This is a genomic window from Polynucleobacter sp. JS-Mosq-20-D10 (assembly GCF_018687755.1).
Taxonomy (GTDB): domain Bacteria; phylum Pseudomonadota; class Gammaproteobacteria; order Burkholderiales; family Burkholderiaceae; genus Polynucleobacter.
Genome location: NZ_CP061305.1, coordinates 95,563 through 111,381 on the forward strand (window position 1 = coordinate 95,563; position 15,819 = coordinate 111,381).

The following is a 15,819-nucleotide window of genomic DNA, read 5'->3' on the forward strand; positions in this document are numbered from 1 at the left end:
AATCAGGAGATTGTGATGTTCCCAACCCCAGAACAAATTGAAGGCTATATTCAGCAAGGCCTCTCATGCACCCACGTTAAAGTTGAGGGTGATGGTCAGCATTTTTTTGCGACGATTGTGAGTTCAGAGTTTGAAGGCAAGCGTTTGATTCAGCGTCATCAATTGGTATATGGTGCTATGGGTGATCGCATGAAAGCGGAGGTGCACGCTTTATCAATCAAAGCATTTACTCCTGAAGAGTTCGCACAAAACACCCCAACTTAAAAATACGGCATTAGCTTTTTACTGGAATAGTTTTATGGATAAATTACGAATGGTTGGCGGCACCCCTTTAAAGGGTGAGGTGCTGATTGCTGGCGCCAAGAATGCGGCACTACCAATTTTGTGCGCTTGCTTGCTCACTGATCAGCCTATTACTTTGCTTAATGTTCCCGACTTACAAGATGTTCGGACCATGCTCAAGCTCCTCCAGGAAATTGGTGTAACCGTAACTTTCCCAGATCCGAGCAATCGAAATCATGTGGTGCTCAACGCAGCCAATATTAAGAGTTCTGAAGCAACTTACGAAATGGTTAAAACCATGCGTGCCTCTATTTTGGTTCTGGGCCCATTGCTTGCCAGAATGCATAGCGCTAAGGTTTCACTGCCGGGCGGCTGCGCTATTGGTGCGCGTCCAGTAGATCAGCACATCAAGGGCTTGAAGGCCATGGGTGCCACCATCAAGATTAAGAGTGGTTATATTCAGGCAGAAACTAAATCTGCTACGGGTCGTCTACAAGGCGCTTCAATCTTGACTGACATGATTACCGTAACTGGCACAGAAAATTTATTGATGGCCGCTACTTTGGCATCAGGCACTACGATATTAGAGAATGCAGCGCGCGAGCCTGAGGTAGGGGACTTAGCTGAGCTACTCGTCAAAATGGGTGCGAAGATTACCGGTATTGGTAGCGATCGCTTGGTGATTGAGGGGGTTGAAAAGCTCCACAGTGCAGAACATGCTGTGATTGCTGACCGTATTGAGGCGGGTACATTCCTGTGCGCAGTTGCTGCCGCTGGTGGTGAAGTGCTGGTGAAGCACTGCCGTCCAGACACCTTGGATGCGGTGATAGTCAAACTCAAAGAAGCTGGCTTAGAGATGGAAGTGGGCCCTGATTGGATCAAAGCTTCTATGAGAGGTCGTCCTAAGGCTGTCAGCTTCCGTACCTCTGAATATCCAGCCTTCCCAACCGATATGCAGGCGCAACTCATGGCAGTGAATGCGATTGCAGAGGGTAACGCCACCATTACTGAGACCATCTTCGAAAATCGCTTTATGCACGTTCAAGAGATGAACCGCCTCGGTGCTGATATCGCAATTGAGGGGAATACAGCAATTGCTCAGGGCGTGGAGAAGCTATCTGGCGCTATTGTGATGGCTACCGATTTGCGGGCCTCTGCTAGCCTAGTGATTGCCGGCTTAGCTGCCCAAGGAGAAACCCAGGTAGACCGGATTTATCACTTAGATCGTGGATATGACCGCATGGAGCAAAAGTTGACCCTCTTGGGGGCTAACATTCAGCGGATCAAGTAAGCCTGATGGATAATTAGTCCATGAAGTTAACTCTAGCCCTCTCGAAGGGGCGCATCTTCGAAGAAACCGCTGAGATCTTATCTAAGATCGGTATTCGTCCGCTTGAGGATCCAGAAAAGTCACGCAAACTGATTATTGAAACCTCCAATCCTGACGTGCGCCTGATTATTGTGCGCGCTTCAGATGTGCCGACCTACGTTCAATTTGGCGGAGCCGATTTTGGAGTTGCCGGTCTTGATGTCTTAATGGAGAACGGTACCGATGGCCTATATGTTCCTTTTGATTTGAACATCGCAAAATGCCGTATGTCAGTTGCTGTGAGAGAAGGTTTTGATTACGCAGCCGCAGTTAAGCAGGGCTCGCGTTTGAAAGTTGCAACAAAGTACGTTAACTGCGCACGCGAACACTTTGCTAATAAAGGTGTTCACATCGATACGATTCATTTATATGGCTCAATGGAGCTAGCTCCATTGGTTGGTTTGGCAGATGCGATTGTCGATTTAGTGTCCACCGGCAATACCCTGCGCGCTAACGGCTTAGTTGAGGTCGAGCCCATCGCTGATATCAGTGCACGCTTAGTGGTTAATCAAGCGTCTTACAAACGTAAGCGCGCTCAGCTCCAGCCATTTTTTGAGTTGCTAAAGTAAATTAAAAAATTCATATGTCAGTAGAGGTCATGGTCAAACGCCTTAATAGCAAAGATGCAGGGTTTAAAGAAACTCTGCTCTCCAGCTTATCTTTGCCAATGGCAGACGATGAGGCGATTGATGCCGCAGTGGTAAAAATTCTGGCGCAAGTCAAAAGCCAGGGCGATGCCGCAGTGCTCTCCTTTACAAAGCAGTTTGATCGCCTCAATGTTTCTAGTGTGGCTGAGTTAGAAATTTCTAAAGAAGAGTTAGAGAAAGCTTATCAAGGCTTATCGGTTGAACAAAAAAATGCGCTTGATATTGCCGCTCAAAGAGTGCGCACTTATCATGAGAAGCAAAAGATTGAAGCTGGTTGCCATTCTTGGGAATATGAAGAGGCGGATGGTACGCGCTTAGGTCAAAAAGTTACCGCCTTAGATCGTGTCGGAATTTATGTGCCTGGCGGTAAAGCTGCCTATCCATCTTCTGTGTTGATGAATGCAATCCCTGCAAAAGTTGCTGGCGTTAAAGAAGTCATCATGGTGGTGCCTACTCCCGATGGTGCTCGTAATTCTTTGGTCTTGGCTGCTGCCTACTTATCCGGTGTTGATCGTGTTTTTACAGTCGGTGGCGCGCAAGCGGTTGGTGCTTTAGCTTACGGTACGCAGACTATTCCGCCGGTAGATAAAATTGTTGGTCCCGGTAACGCCTATGTTGCCGCTGCTAAGCGCAGAGTATTTGGCACTGTTGGCATCGACATGATTGCTGGCCCATCAGAGATTTTGATTCTTTGTGATGGCGCTAGTAAGCCCGATTGGATTGCGATGGATTTGTTCTCGCAAGCAGAGCACGATGAATTAGCGCAATCTATTTTGCTTTGCCCGGATGAGAAATTTATTGAGCAAGTGCAGGCAAGTATTAATAAGCTATTGCCAGAAATGCCCAGAAAGAAAGTGATTGAAACATCGCTTACTAATCGTGCTTTATTAATTCAGGTAAAAGATATGAGCGAGGCCTGTGAGATTGCCAATGCCATTGCCGCTGAGCATTTGGAGATTTGTGCTGCTGAGCCGCGCAAGTGGGCTGACTTAATTCGTCATGCTGGCGCCATCTTTATGGGCAACTACACCAGCGAATCTTTGGGAGATTATTGCGCAGGCCCAAATCACGTTTTGCCAACAGCTCGCACTGCGCGTTTCTCATCTCCATTGGGGGTGTATGACTTCATTAAGCGCTCGAGCATGATTGAAGTGAGTGAAGCAGGCGCTCAAACCTTAGGTGCTGTTGCTAGCACCCTCGCACACGGCGAAGGCCTGACGGCTCATGCACGTGCTGCTGAGATGCGCCTGAAGAAATCAATTTAAGCGCTAGCCAAAATTTCTTTCAGGGCACCAATCAACTCATTCGTTTGATCATCGTTACCGATAGTGATGCGCATAAATTCTTCAATCCTTGGCGACTTAAAGTGACGCACAATAATTCCACGATCGCGTAAAGATTGATATAGCTTTGCTCCAGCATGTTTCGGATGACGCGTAAAAATAAAGTTGGCTGTTGATGGCAAAGTATCAAAACCTAGTGCGCTTAATTCAGCGACCAAGCGTTCGCGAGTTTGAATCACTTTTTTACTCGTCGATTCCAGATGCGCTTGATCTTGTATTGCAGCAATTGCTCCCGCTTGAGCCAAGCGGCCTAGCGGGTAAGAGTTAAAACTATTTTTTACACGCTCAAGACCTTCAATGAGGGCTGGGTGCCCAACGGCAAATCCAACTCGGAGTCCTGCTAGGGCGCGTGACTTGGATAACGTGTGAACGACTAAAAGATTTTCTGGGCAAGCGCTTCCGCGAAGTAGTGGAATGCAAGATTCGGTTCCGTAATCCACATAGGCCTCGTCAATCACTACTACCGATTCTGCATTTCTGCCGAGTAGGGCTTCGATATCTGAGCGAGGAATAGCGCGACCGGTAGGGGCATTGGGATTGGGGAAAATAATCCCGCCATTCGGAGTTTTGAAATCCTGAGCTTGGATCTCAAAATTTGAGCCCAAAGGAACTGCCTGATAGTCAATCCCAAATAACTTGCAATAGACTGGGTAGAAGCTATAAGTGATATCTGGAAACTGGATTGGCTTGACTTGTTTGAGTAGGCCTAAAAATACGTGGGCCAGGACCTCGTCTGAGCCGTTACCTAAAAACACTTGTTTTGGGTCAAGGCCGTGCAAATCAGCAATGGCTTTTTTAAGGGCCGCTCCTTCGGGGTCTGGATAGAGTCTTAAATCATCGGTATTTTGCCGATTTATAGCGGCTAGGGCCTTGGGGGATGGGCCATAAGGACTCTCATTCGTATTGAGCTTTACCAGCCGCTCCATTTGCGGTTGCTCCCCAGGGGTATAAGGGGTCAGGGTCTGAACAACGGGGCTCCAAAAGCGGCTCATGAGGGACTCTAGTTAAAAATCAGCAAAAATCAATAAACGCTAGCAATCAAAAAATCGGCATTTATATCTGTATTAGGAATGATATTATGAGGCTTCAATCAACACTTCGCCTCGCGGCGCACTGAAGCATGCGGCAAGCCGACGTTACCCGAAACACTTCGGAAACCAAAATTCAAATTGCTATCAATTTAGATGGCACAGGTAAGGCTGAGCTAGCCTCTGGCGTACCTTTCTTGGACCATATGTTGGATCAAATTGCCCGTCACGGCATGATTGACCTCAAAGTAGTCGCCACAGGCGATACCCATATTGATGACCACCATACCGTTGAGGATGTAGGAATTACTCTGGGGCAAGCATTTGCTAAGGCAGTTGGCGATAAGGCGGGTATTACCCGCTACGGCCACTCCTACGTTCCTTTGGATGAAACCCTTTCTCGGGTGGTCATCGACTTTTCTGGTCGTCCAGGGTTGGAGTTCAACGTGCCGTTTACCCGTGCACGCGTAGGTGACTTTGATGTGGATCTGAGCATCGAGTTCTTCCGTGGTTTTGTAAACCATGCTGGAGTAACTTTACACATCGATAACTTGCGTGGCATTAATGCTCACCACCAGATTGAAACTGTGTTCAAGGCCTTTGGCCGAGCACTGCGTATGGCATTAGAGCTCGATCCACGTGCTTCTGGTGTTGTTCCTTCTACTAAGGGCAGTCTCTAGCCTAGAAAATTTCTAGCGTTGAGTTGAAGACTGTCAAAAAACCACAGAACATAGGCTAACTTGGCGCAAACCATTGCGATCGTTGACTACGGAATGGGTAACCTACGTTCTGTATATCAGGCCTTTCATCATGTGGCACCAGACGCCAATGTTCTGATTGCGCACACCCCCGAAGAAATCCTCACCGCAGATCGCGTAGTGCTTCCAGGGCAGGGGGGTATGCCAGATTGCATGAAGCATCTTCAAGAGTCAGGCTTATTAGAGGCGCTATTAGATGCTGCTAAAAATAAGCCATTGCTAGGTGTTTGCGTGGGTGAGCAGATGCTGTTTGATCAAAGTGCTGAAGTACGGGCAAATCCCAGCTCAGCCTGGACTCCTTGCTTGGGATTGATTCCGGGTGAGGTGCGACGTTTTGAATTGGCTGGCAAATTGCAGCCAGATGGTTCCGCTTATAAGGTTCCCCATATGGGCTGGAATCAGGTTCGCCAGGATCGCCAGCATCCGCTGTGGAATGGTATTCCCGATTTGACTAGTTTTTATTTTGTGCATAGTTACTTTGTTGTGCCGCAACTTAAAGAAGATATTGCCGGCTCAACAGAATATGGCGATTGGTTTACTTCTGCTGTTGCAAGGGATAATATTTTTGCAACGCAATTTCATCCAGAAAAAAGTGCAGAATACGGATTAAAGCTCTACAAAAATTTTATTTCTTGGCAACCTTAATACTTCTCTAATCTACCGCTATGCTGCTCATTCCCGCGATTGACTTAAAAGATGGTCACTGTGTTCGACTCGAACAAGGAGACATGGATAAAGCTACTGTGTTTTCTGAAGATCCAGGCGCAATGGCTGCGCATTGGATTGGCAAGGGAGCGCGTCGTTTACATCTGGTTGATTTGAATGGTGCGTTTGCCGGAAAACTCAAAAATGAATCTGCCATTAAATCGATTTTGAAAGCAGTAGGTGATGAGATTCCAGTTCAGTTGGGCGGCGGCATTCGTGATCTCGAAACTATTGAGCGTTTATTGGATGACGGTATTAGTACGGTGATTATTGGTACTGCGGCGGTCAAAAGTCCTGGCTTTGTGCAAGATGCTTGCACTGCTTTCCCTGGCCACATCATGGTTGGCTTAGATGCGCGTGATGGCAAAGTGGCAACTGATGGTTGGAGCAAGATTACGGGTCATGAAGTGATTGACCTTGCTAAGAAATTTGAAGATTACGGAGTTGAAGCCATTATCTACACCGACATTGGTCGCGATGGCATGATGAAGGGTATCAACATGGATGCCACGATTAAATTAGCACAAGCTATTCGGATTCCAGTGATTGCCAGCGGTGGCCTATCTAACAACCAAGATATTGAAGTCTTGTGTGAAGCTGAAGCTGAAGGCGTTATGGGTGTCATTGCTGGGCGCTCAATTTACGCTGGTGATTTGGACTTAACTACGGCACAAAAATATGCTGATACGTTAACGCTCAAGTTCGCTAAGAAAATTATTTAGAGTGCTGATCAGTGTTAACTAAAAGAATTATTCCCTGCCTTGATGTCACGGCAGGGCGCGTTGTTAAAGGTGTGAACTTTATTGGTCTGCGTGATGCGGGTGATCCGGTAGAGATTGCTAAGCGCTACAACACTCAAGGCGCTGATGAGCTTACCTTCTTAGACATTACTGCTACCTCTGATGGCCGCGATCTCATATTGCATATCATTGAAGATGTCGCATCCCAAGTATTTATTCCTTTGACCGTTGGTGGTGGTGTGCGTGCAGTAGCAGATGTACGACGCTTGCTCAATGCCGGTGCTGATAAGGTCAGCATGAACTCATCGGCAGTCGCAAATCCAGATTTAGTTTCTGATGCTGCTGCATATTATGGTTCGCAGTGCATCGTGGTTGCTATTGATGCTAAAAAAACTGAAGCAGGCAATTGGGAGGTCTTTACCCATGGCGGTAGAACCGCTACCGGCATGGATGTAGTTACCTGGGCTTCTGAAGTCGCTCAGCGTGGCGCTGGGGAAATTCTTCTCACCAGTATGAATCGTGATGGCAGTAAAGATGGTTTTGATTTGGAGTTAACTGCAGCGGTGAGTGATGTGGTGAGTGTTCCGGTGATCGCCTCTGGTGGCGTGGGTAATTTGCAGCACTTAGTCGATGGTATTAGCAAAGGCCATGCTGATGCAGTTCTTGCAGCAAGTATTTTTCACTACGGTGAATATACTGTTGGCCAAGCAAAAGAATATATGGCTAGCCAAGGTATCCCTGTTCGTATTTGAGTCCAGATAGATCCACTAAGAAAATAATTCAAAGATGACCATAAAAAATACCTTCACTCCAATTGAGTCTTTAGAGGCTGGAGCGTGGCTAGATGCTGTTACTTGGAATGAGCAAGGTCTCGTTCCGGTAATCGCCCAGGAAGTTGGCAGTAAAGATATCTTGATGATGGCTTGGATGAATCGCGATGCTTTATTGGCTACCTTACGTTTGGGCGAGGCTGTGTATTGGACTCGTTCAAGACAAAAGCTGTGGCGCAAGGGTGAAGAATCGGGTCACACCCAAAAAGTAAAAGAAATTCGCCTCGACTGTGATGGCGACACGATTTTGCTCATGGTCGATCAAAAAGACGGCATTGCTTGCCATACTGGTGAGCACAGCTGTTTCTTTCTGCAATGGGATTCTGGTAAATCTGCCTGGGTGGACGAGTCTAAGGTTCATAAATAAGCCCCTTCTGAGCCTTCCTGACAATAAAAGACATAAAATCGCCTTATGACTAGTTCAGCACAAAACCCTTCTAATTTAGATTCTGCGTTGACTCATTTGGCCAATGTGGTGGATCAGCGTCGAGACGCATTTAAGGCTGGGCAGGCTGACCCCAAGACTTCCTATACCGCTTTGCTCTTTTCTAAGGGTGACGATGGGATCCTGAAAAAGATTGGCGAGGAAGCTACAGAGGCAGTCATGGCGGCTAAAGATGCCCGCAACTCTAATCTAGCCCCTGAGCAGCAAAAGCTCTTGGTTGGCGAGATGGCCGACCTTTGGTTTCATTGCTTAATTGCACTTTCCCAGTTTGGCTTGCGCCCAGAGGAGGTTTTGGCTGAGCTCAATCGTCGCCTAGGTACCTCGGGTATCGAAGAAAAGGCGGCTAGAAAAGCTGCCAGCAAGGAGTAATTGATGTCCCAAGACCCAAATTGCCTGTTTTGTAAGATTTCTCAGGGATTAGTCCCATCTCAGAAAGTCTATGAGGATGAAGAAATCTATGCTTTTAAAGACATCAACCCAGCTGCGCCAATCCATTTTTTGATGATTCCTAAAAAACATATCCCTATGCTGGAGTCTGCAGAAGTGGCAGATGCGCCATTGCTAGGTAGAATGATGGAATTAGCATCGCGTCTCGCCAAGGAGCAGGGTTGCCGTCCCGGAAGAGATGGTGGCTTTAGATTGGTTGTGAACAATGGTGCAGATGGTGGGCAAGAGGTTTATCACTTGCACTTGCATGTGATGGGCGGTCCGCGCCCCTGGAAAAAATAGTCCGAGGAGATTGAAAATGGGTTCATTTAGCATTTGGCATTGGTTGATTGTTTTAGTAATCGTGATGCTGGTATTCGGTACCAAAAAATTGCGCAACATCGGCACTGACTTAGGTGGTGCTGTAAAAGGTTTCAAAGACGGCATGAAAACGCCTGAAGGTGCTGAGGAGCCAAAAGAACAAATTCAGAGCGCTGCTGCATCAACAGAAAAAACGGTTGATGTTCACGCCAAAGATGTCAACAAGTAATTGTTGATAGAAATCATGCGCAGCTGTAATGATTGATCTCGGAGTTTCAAAGCTTGCACTCATTGCAGTAGTTGCATTGGTAGTGGTCGGCCCAGAGCGCCTTCCTAAGATCGCACGCATGGCCGGCAACTTATTTGGAAGGGCGCAGCGCTATATGGCTGACGTCAAATCTGAGGTTAGTCGGCAGATGGATGTCGAGGAATTCAAGAAACTCCGTGAAGAAAGTGTCTCCGCCTTTAAAGATGTGGAAAGCTCACTTCAGTCAACGGTTCAAGAGGCTGGTGCCAATCTGAGTGATCAGGCAGATATCTTTGAAAATAATTTCACCAGAGCCCCGTTGGATGCAAAAGAAGTGCTTCGCGAGTCAATCCGTCAGGGGCGCAAGAGCTGGGGTGTCAGGCGCGCAGCCAGACCGGTTTGGTTTAAGCATTCCACTGGGATGCGTACTCGCGTGCAATCTGGTGCGGCTCGCATGAAGCGCTTTCACCATAGCGCTAACAAGTAAAAAACTAGAAGAATAAAAATACCTAAGCATGACTGACAATAATTCAACAGAAGATTCCGGCTTACAAGAATCCTTCCTGTCTCATTTATTTGAGTTGCGTGATCGCATCATTAAATCAGCCCTAGCAATCATTGCAGTGTTCGTTTGCCTTGTTTACTGGGCGCCAGATATTTTTCATTTATTTTCACAGCCACTCCTGAATTCATTGCCCTCTGGTGGCAAGATGATCGTGACTGATGTCACGGGATCATTTTTTGTGCCTATGAAGGTCACCATGCTGGTCGCCTTCTTGATTGCTTTGCCTGTAGTGATGTATCAGCTTTGGGCATTCATTGCACCTGGCTTGTATCAACATGAGCGCAAGCTAATCGTGCCATTAATTGTGAGTAGCTATAGCCTCTTTATATTTGGAATGGCCTTTGCCTACTTTTTGGTATTCCCCACCGTATTTGATTTCATGGCAAGTTACAACGCACCGCTTGGTGCGGAAATGTCTACCGATATAGACAAATATCTTAGTTTTGCTATGAATACCTTTTTGGCTTTCGGAGTTACCTTTGAGGTTCCTGTGGTTGTCGTGGTTCTTGTCAGAATGGGTATGGTACCGCTGGCTAAGTTGAGAGAGATTCGTCCTTATGTGATCGTTGGCGCTTTTGTTATTTCAGCAATCGTTACGCCGCCAGATGTGTTGTCTCAATTGCTTTTGGCTGTGCCAATGAGTCTTCTTTATGAGCTCGGACTCCTAATAGCGCGGTTTTATGTGCCTAAGCCGTCAGATGACGATGCTGGCACAACAACAAACCCAGATACTCAAGCCACCGCTTGATCTTGCGAGAAGGTGGCGGTAAGCCACTCTATTACCCGATCAAATCGATAGCGCCTTTGCCGAAGGTTACCCTCGAGGCCTGATTCATTTCCCGCAAATACTTTTCCAGCTGCAAGTAGAGAGCGTCGCTGCTGGGTGGTATCTATTTGAATTAATCTTGGCAAAATCTTGGGTAACTCATGGCGAAGATCCACTACGACACAATGTTCGTGCTGCAATTGACCTATCTCACAAAGCAATAGCTCGGTCTTACTGAAGTTAAATTGATTGGCAATGATGAGTCGATGGCACAGCAAAATCCATTCCTCATCCAGTTTATGTTCTGCATGATGATTAAGTGCTTCCCCTGCAAAAGTTGCTAACTCATACCAATTATTACCTTTGGGATTGGGAACATTTTCTAAAATTTTTCTGAGCAATTCTTTCGCTTCAGGCACACCTTGTTGATGTGCTTGCCAAATCCAATAAGAGGCTTGCAGGCCGCGAACCTTCTCCTCCACTTTCTCGCGCTTGCGCCATAAATTTGCGCCTCTTCTAAATTGTGCTTGTGCATGCCCCAAATCAGCTGCACGATCAAAACAGCGGTCACTTTCACTGGCGTTATATCCAGAAAATTGCGGACGACGATAAATCTCACCAAGTGCAAACCAGGCATCTCGATCACCATCTTTTGCTGCAAGCTCTAACCAGTAAGCAGCTCTCTTAAGTGATGCATTTGATTTTCCACCCTTATCCAAAGTGGGTAGTTCGACAAACTGAGCCAACTTCAACCCAAGAGTTAATTTAGCAACAGTGAGGCCGAGTTCGGCAGCCCTCAGAAGTGCATCTTCATTTTTATCAGCAACCCAAGAATTCCAAATGGAGGAAAGCATTTCATCTTTGGGTTGCAGCTTGATAAGAAGTTCTTTGGCAGAGTGAGTAAATGGTGATTCTGTCTCGGCTAGATCTAATAGAAAATCTTTGGCGATCTTTCTAAGAGATGAAAGTTCGCGCCCATCATTTTGTTTGGTAAGCCATGTACCCAGTTGCGATTGGAGATCTTTCTTATCGGGATGTAGTAATAGATCGGCTAGTTGCCACTGCGCAGCACTGCTGTCGGGTGTTCGTGCTTTTGCTATCTCCCAAAATGATTGCCAGCCAAAGAAAAATGCAGGCGAATTAACGGTTGCGGCCAGAGGAACTTCTGTAATTTGTCCTAGCATCCCCAGAATTTGTAAGGATGGCGCGCCGGTATCGGCAACCTCCTCGTTGCTTGAGCTTGCTTTTCCAAGTACTTGATTTTTAAGAGATAAATATGATTTTTCTAGCCAAATCAAGGCATTCGAAGGCTGTATTGGGGTTTTGAAGGCACCGCTAAGATAGGCGGATGCTAAATTTTGTTGTGCGGAAACATCACCAAGACGGGCTGATTGCAGGATTTTTAAGAATTCACGGCTTGCCATATGACAATTCTGCCATCTAAGACCCCAAAACACCTCAAAAGTATGCCCTTGTTGCCGTGATACAACAAAGAAAGCCAAAAAACTACCTTTTGACAAGCAAAAAGAGCTTCTAAATACCCTTACCACCAGACTAGTGGGGCAAAACCAGCAAAATTCGTGAGTCCCAGATTTTATTTGGGCATTACTTTTAATTTATGGAGATTCAAAGAATGAAAAAATCGCTATTCGCAATCGCTGCAGTAACAGCATTTGCTGGTGCAGCTCAAGCTCAGTCAAGCGTGACTGTTTATGGTATTTTGGACGTTGGCTATGCAGGTGGTAACTCACGTGTTTCACCAGGCGGCTCAACTGCAGTTGCTAGAGCAACTGGTAATGCATTTACAAACGGTGCTGAGTCTACAAACCGTTTAGGTTTCAAAGGTTCCGAAGATTTGGGCGGCGGTATGTCTGCATTCTTCACTATCGAGCAAGCAATCACTCCAAACGGTGACTCTTCATTTGCTAACAGCGGCAACATGAACCGTCAAACTTTTGCCGGCTTGAAAAAGAATGGTTTAGGTGCTGTAGCTTTCGGTACACAGTACACACCACTCCATAACGCTGTTGCAGCAACTGATGCAGGCAATGCAAATAACATCATGGGTGACGTAATCTACGTTGCTTCTACTGCACCTACAACTGTTACTGCTGCTGGCGCTTCAACCAACGCCAACAATTTGGATACAAACTCTGGTTACACAGTTCGTGTTCGTAACGCAATGATGCTCGATAGCGATTCATTTGCTGGTTTCAAAGCACACGCAATGTTGGTAGCTAACAACAACAATACAAACCAAACTTCTGCTACTGCAACTAACGTTACTGGTGGTATCAACAACCAAAACGGTTGGGGCTTAGGCTTGGATTACACATGGAATAAATTGTTTGTTACAGCTAACTACCAAGCTTTGACATCTAAGAATCCATGGAACACTACTGCTGTTGCTTCTTTGAACACAACTACAGGCGCAACTGCAACTGCTGCTGGTACTACTGGCGCAGCTACAATCTGGGGCGTTGGTGGTTCAAACATCACTGGTACAAACGTTCAAGATAACCAAACTTATGTTGCTGGTACTTATGACTTCGGTATCTTGAAGGCATATGCTCAGTGGGTAAACCGTAAGGCTACTTCACAAATTACTGCAACTCAGTATGTTTCACGTTCTGCACAGCAGGTCGGTGTTCGTAGCTTCATCACTCCAACAATTGAAGCATGGGCAAGTGCTGGTAATGGTAAGTACACTGCATTCGGTGCAAGCAATCCATCAGCTAGCTTCACTGGTTACCAAGTTGGTTCTAACTACTGGCTCAGCAAGCGTACTAACTTGTACGCTATCTATGGTCAGTCACAAACTTCTAACGTAGCTATATCAACAACTGGATTTACATCCACAAATGCAAATAACTACGCTTTAGGTTTGCGTCACACTTTCTAATTTAAGACTGGCTTAGCCAGTTAAGAATTGGAATAGCAATAAACAAAACCCCACTGCAGCAATGCAGTGGGGTTTTGGTTTTATTGGGAGCAATGATTACGTATTATTTCGGCTCGATGCCCCACCCATCATCCCCTCATAAACCGCTTCTAAGTCTTTAGTAAAGCTAGTGGTATTAAAGAGAGGTGTTGTCAGGCGATGTTGCTCGAGACGAACTCGCGTTTGCTGCAGTTTTTCTGGGTGATGGGCCAGTTCAATAGCTAGTGCCTCATACTCTGCTGGAGAGCTTGCAATCATCTCAGGTAGATTAATTGCAGTCAGTAGGCTAGCGGCTACCCTACCGGCAAAACTATTGCCTTTGCAGGTGAGTACGGGTAGACCTGCCCATAGCGCATCGCTAGCAGTGGTGTGGGCGTTATAGGGCAATGTATCTAAGAACAAGTCGGCCAAGCGATGGCGGGCTAAATGCTCGGTTAAAGGCAGTCGCTTAGCAAATAGGATGCGCGAAGCATCAACCCCGCGTTTTACAGCCTCTTTTTGTAGATTGTTGCCTGCTGTAGGATTATCTTCAATTAACCACAGTACGCTGGTAGGACTTGCTTGCAAGATCCTCATCCATATATCAAAGGTGGCAGGGGTAATTTTGTAATTATTGTTAAAGCAGCAATAGACAAATCCTTGCTCAGGCAAGCCAAAGTCTGCCCTAGTCAATACGCTATCGGAAATGATGCGCTTAAAGTCGTTGGCTTGATAGCAATGTGGCAAATACGCAATTTTTTCACTGTAGAACGATTGGCTGTCAGAAGGAATGACAATGGGATCCGCAATGAGATAGTCTATATAAGGTGCACCAATCGTCCCTGGAAATCCAAGGTAGTTCACTTGTACTGGTGCTGGCCTGTAAGCAAAAACACCTTGGCGGCCATCTCCAAAGTAGCCGTTCAGGTTCACAAGAATATCGATCCCCGTCTCCTGAATAAGCTGCGCAGCTTGTAGATCTGTCAGGCGAGTGATATCAAACATCTGGGTAAACGCTGCTGTGATCCGAGCACGTAAAGGGCTGCCATCATCCCAGCCGTTATCAAAAGCATAAATCTCAAAGCGATCTTGATCGTGAGACTCATAGACTCCAGTCATCAGGATCGAGGTAGCTTGATCCCTAAACTCACCACAAAGATAGCCGATGCGAATTTTTGGACTTGGCGGCCGAGAAACGGCAGGCAATGGGTTCTGGGCGGGAAAGTGGTCGGCAGCAAAGATCTGCGCACACACGGCTAAGTCTGCTTCTGAATCGCAGATGCCTTGCAGGCCAAATGGTTCAGTAGTCTTTTGACCAGAGCGCATACCTGCAATGACTTGGGAATAGAGCGCATCAAGACCTTCCCAGTCGCACAACAGCATTTTGGTATGCAGATAGTTCCCTAATAAAAAAGGTTCATTGGGGGAGAGTTGAAGTGCAGTCTTGATGTGTTCGAGGGCTTGGTCATGATGCATTAATGCCCTTAATGGCATGACAATATTAATGTGCGCACTGAAATTGTTTGAATCGATTGCAATGGTTTTTTTATAGGAGATTATTGATTCATCATGTCTTTTCAAGATGTTTAGTACGATTGCATTGTTATAGTTCGCATCAATATATTTTGGGTCAAGTCTGATGGCTTGGGCATACGAGTGGAGCGCATCCCCATAATTTTTTATAGCTTGCTCTGCAACTCCTTTATTGAACCATGCATCCTTGTAATTTGGGTTTAACTCAAGCGCTTTAATAAAATAGGCAATTGCGTTTTCATGTTGATTGAGTTTGTTGTAGCACACGCCTAAATTTGATGTTGCCTCAAGATGTGTTGGTAATTTTCTTATCGTTTCTTGGTATTGATTAATTGCCTCTGCATATTTTTTAAGCTCAAAATATGTCACACCTTTGTTATATGCTGCATCAAGATAATTTGGATCGATTACAAGAGCTTTATCGAACGACTTTAATGCCTCGTCATGCCTTGAGACTTCCTTTAGTAAAATGCCACGATTAGACCAAAGATGAGCTAAATTTGGGTTGAGTTGGATAGCATTCTCTATAGCTTTTAGCGATGTAGAAAAATCTTTTGCCATAAAAGCACAGCGAGCCAGGTTCGATACGATATCCAGATTACTAGGCACTAAAGAAATGAGCTTTTCATAAAACCCAATTGCTGCCTGCCAATCACCCTGCGCCTCTAAGGACTGAATAAGATGGTTCAGTGTTGCGATATCTGCGGGATTTAATTTAGCCGCGGTCATTAGCAGTGTAGATGCTGATCCATGATCGCCAGATTGGGCTTTTAGAAAAGCCAGCATTTGCAATGCTTCAACATTATCTGCTTCCGCACTAATAATTTTGTGTAATACATTTTCTGCAGCGGATAAATTTCCGCTCTGCATATATTTGAGGGCTTCTGCAATCAT

18 protein-coding genes are annotated in these 15,819 nt (G+C 46.0%); 15 read left to right on the top strand and 3 right to left on the bottom strand.

The window, feature by feature from the left end; genetic code table 11:
- Window positions 1-15: 15 nt before the first annotated feature.
- The 4 genes from FD967_RS00555 to hisD are packed head-to-tail and all read left to right on the top strand — an operon-like array spanning window position 16 to window position 3,563.
- Window positions 16-264, top strand: coding sequence for a BolA family protein (locus FD967_RS00555; RefSeq protein ID WP_215326156.1), 249 nt, complete (start codon window positions 16-18; stop codon window positions 262-264).
- A gap of 34 nt (window positions 265-298) precedes the next feature.
- Window positions 299-1,573, top strand: a complete 1,275-nt coding sequence (gene murA, locus FD967_RS00560; protein WP_215326157.1) for a UDP-N-acetylglucosamine 1-carboxyvinyltransferase — start codon at window positions 299-301, stop codon at window positions 1,571-1,573.
- A gap of 20 nt (window positions 1,574-1,593) precedes the next feature.
- Window positions 1,594-2,220, top strand: a complete 627-nt coding sequence (hisG, locus tag FD967_RS00565) for an ATP phosphoribosyltransferase (RefSeq protein WP_215326158.1) — start codon at window positions 1,594-1,596, stop codon at window positions 2,218-2,220.
- A 14-nt stretch (window positions 2,221-2,234) separates the two neighbouring features.
- Window positions 2,235-3,563, top strand: coding sequence for a histidinol dehydrogenase (gene hisD / locus FD967_RS00570; RefSeq protein WP_215326159.1), 1,329 nt, complete (start codon window positions 2,235-2,237; stop codon window positions 3,561-3,563).
- Here hisD and hisC read toward each other — a convergent pair.
- On the bottom strand, window positions 3,560-4,633 hold the full coding sequence (gene hisC / locus FD967_RS00575; protein ID WP_215326160.1) for a histidinol-phosphate transaminase: 1,074 nt from the start codon (window positions 4,631-4,633) through the stop codon (window positions 3,560-3,562). The genes hisD and hisC overlap by 4 nt on opposite strands.
- 128 nt (window positions 4,634-4,761) lie before the next feature.
- On the opposite strand from hisC, the gene hisB reads away from it, so the two are divergent.
- The 10 genes from hisB to tatC are packed head-to-tail and all read left to right on the top strand — an operon-like array spanning window position 4,762 to window position 10,454.
- Window positions 4,762-5,349: an imidazoleglycerol-phosphate dehydratase HisB gene (gene hisB, locus FD967_RS00580; RefSeq protein WP_215326161.1), complete on the top strand. Its 588-nt coding sequence runs from the start codon at window positions 4,762-4,764 to the stop codon at window positions 5,347-5,349.
- A gap of 60 nt (window positions 5,350-5,409) precedes the next feature.
- Window positions 5,410-6,072 (top strand): imidazole glycerol phosphate synthase subunit HisH, encoded by a 663-nt coding sequence (gene hisH, locus FD967_RS00585; RefSeq protein WP_215326162.1) that lies wholly within the window; start codon window positions 5,410-5,412, stop codon window positions 6,070-6,072.
- 20 nt (window positions 6,073-6,092) lie between these two features.
- The gene (gene hisA / locus FD967_RS00590; RefSeq protein ID WP_215326163.1) at window positions 6,093-6,854 is read left to right on the top strand and encodes a 1-(5-phosphoribosyl)-5-[(5-phosphoribosylamino)methylideneamino]imidazole-4-carboxamide isomerase; all 762 of its coding nucleotides are present in this window, start codon (window positions 6,093-6,095) and stop codon (window positions 6,852-6,854) included.
- 11 nt (window positions 6,855-6,865) lie between these two features.
- Window positions 6,866-7,624: an imidazole glycerol phosphate synthase subunit HisF gene (gene hisF / locus FD967_RS00595; protein WP_215326164.1), complete on the top strand. Its 759-nt coding sequence runs from the start codon at window positions 6,866-6,868 to the stop codon at window positions 7,622-7,624.
- 34 nt (window positions 7,625-7,658) lie between these two features.
- On the top strand, window positions 7,659-8,069 hold the full coding sequence (gene hisI, locus FD967_RS00600; protein ID WP_215326165.1) for a phosphoribosyl-AMP cyclohydrolase: 411 nt from the start codon (window positions 7,659-7,661) through the stop codon (window positions 8,067-8,069).
- 45 nt (window positions 8,070-8,114) lie between these two features.
- The gene (locus tag FD967_RS00605; protein ID WP_215326166.1) at window positions 8,115-8,516 is read left to right on the top strand and encodes a phosphoribosyl-ATP diphosphatase; all 402 of its coding nucleotides are present in this window, start codon (window positions 8,115-8,117) and stop codon (window positions 8,514-8,516) included.
- 3 nt (window positions 8,517-8,519) lie between these two features.
- Window positions 8,520-8,876, top strand: a complete 357-nt coding sequence (locus FD967_RS00610) for a histidine triad nucleotide-binding protein (protein ID WP_215326167.1) — start codon at window positions 8,520-8,522, stop codon at window positions 8,874-8,876.
- Between the two features lie 16 nt (window positions 8,877-8,892).
- Complete coding sequence (gene tatA / locus FD967_RS00615) at window positions 8,893-9,123, top strand: Sec-independent protein translocase subunit TatA (protein ID WP_215326168.1); 231 nt, start codon at window positions 8,893-8,895, stop codon at window positions 9,121-9,123.
- 28 nt (window positions 9,124-9,151) lie between these two features.
- On the top strand, window positions 9,152-9,628 hold the full coding sequence (tatB, locus tag FD967_RS00620; protein WP_215326169.1) for a Sec-independent protein translocase protein TatB: 477 nt from the start codon (window positions 9,152-9,154) through the stop codon (window positions 9,626-9,628).
- 28 nt (window positions 9,629-9,656) lie between these two features.
- Window positions 9,657-10,454 (top strand): twin-arginine translocase subunit TatC, encoded by a 798-nt coding sequence (gene tatC / locus FD967_RS00625; protein ID WP_215326170.1) that lies wholly within the window; start codon window positions 9,657-9,659, stop codon window positions 10,452-10,454.
- On the opposite strand, the gene FD967_RS00630 is transcribed toward tatC, so the two are convergent.
- Window positions 10,439-11,896, bottom strand: a complete 1,458-nt coding sequence (locus FD967_RS00630; RefSeq protein ID WP_215326171.1) for a tetratricopeptide repeat protein — start codon at window positions 11,894-11,896, stop codon at window positions 10,439-10,441. The two genes, tatC and FD967_RS00630, sit on opposite strands and share 16 nt — an antisense overlap.
- Window positions 11,897-12,105: 209 nt before the next feature.
- Between FD967_RS00630 and FD967_RS00635 the strand changes: the two genes are divergently transcribed.
- A complete protein-coding gene (locus FD967_RS00635) occupies window positions 12,106-13,374 on the top strand; it encodes a porin (RefSeq protein WP_215326172.1) in 1,269 nt (422 codons plus the stop codon).
- A 96-nt stretch (window positions 13,375-13,470) separates the two neighbouring features.
- Here the strand turns inward: FD967_RS00635 and FD967_RS00640 are convergent, their stop codons facing one another.
- Window positions 13,471-15,819 (bottom strand): tetratricopeptide repeat protein, encoded by a 2,349-nt coding sequence (locus tag FD967_RS00640; RefSeq protein WP_215326173.1) that lies wholly within the window; start codon window positions 15,817-15,819, stop codon window positions 13,471-13,473.

Bases quoted from the DNA above. Each gene is read 5' to 3' on its own strand.
- tatB (WP_215326169.1), top strand. From the start codon at position 9,152: ATGATTGATCTCGGAGTTTCAAAGCTTGCACTCATTGCAGTAGTTGCA.
- tatA (WP_215326168.1), top strand. From the start codon at position 8,893: ATGGGTTCATTTAGCATTTGGCATTGGTTGATTGTTTTAGTAATCGTG.
- FD967_RS00630 (WP_215326171.1), bottom strand. From the start codon at position 11,896: ATGGCAAGCCGTGAATTCTTAAAAATCCTGCAATCAGCCCGTCTTGGT.
- hisC (WP_215326160.1), bottom strand. From the start codon at position 4,633: ATGAGCCGCTTTTGGAGCCCCGTTGTTCAGACCCTGACCCCTTATACC.
- FD967_RS00555 (WP_215326156.1), top strand. From the start codon at position 16: ATGTTCCCAACCCCAGAACAAATTGAAGGCTATATTCAGCAAGGCCTC.
- FD967_RS00605 (WP_215326166.1), top strand. From the start codon at position 8,115: ATGACTAGTTCAGCACAAAACCCTTCTAATTTAGATTCTGCGTTGACT.
- hisB (WP_215326161.1), top strand. From the start codon at position 4,762: ATGCGGCAAGCCGACGTTACCCGAAACACTTCGGAAACCAAAATTCAA.
- hisA (WP_215326163.1), top strand. From the start codon at position 6,093: ATGCTGCTCATTCCCGCGATTGACTTAAAAGATGGTCACTGTGTTCGA.
- tatC (WP_215326170.1), top strand. From the start codon at position 9,657: ATGACTGACAATAATTCAACAGAAGATTCCGGCTTACAAGAATCCTTC.
- FD967_RS00635 (WP_215326172.1), top strand. From the start codon at position 12,106: ATGAAAAAATCGCTATTCGCAATCGCTGCAGTAACAGCATTTGCTGGT.
- murA (WP_215326157.1), top strand. From the start codon at position 299: ATGGATAAATTACGAATGGTTGGCGGCACCCCTTTAAAGGGTGAGGTG.
- FD967_RS00610 (WP_215326167.1), top strand. From the start codon at position 8,520: ATGTCCCAAGACCCAAATTGCCTGTTTTGTAAGATTTCTCAGGGATTA.
- FD967_RS00640 (WP_215326173.1), bottom strand. From the start codon at position 15,819: ATGATTGCAGAAGCCCTCAAATATATGCAGAGCGGAAATTTATCCGCT.
- hisG (WP_215326158.1), top strand. From the start codon at position 1,594: ATGAAGTTAACTCTAGCCCTCTCGAAGGGGCGCATCTTCGAAGAAACC.
- hisI (WP_215326165.1), top strand. From the start codon at position 7,659: ATGACCATAAAAAATACCTTCACTCCAATTGAGTCTTTAGAGGCTGGA.
- hisD (WP_215326159.1), top strand. From the start codon at position 2,235: ATGTCAGTAGAGGTCATGGTCAAACGCCTTAATAGCAAAGATGCAGGG.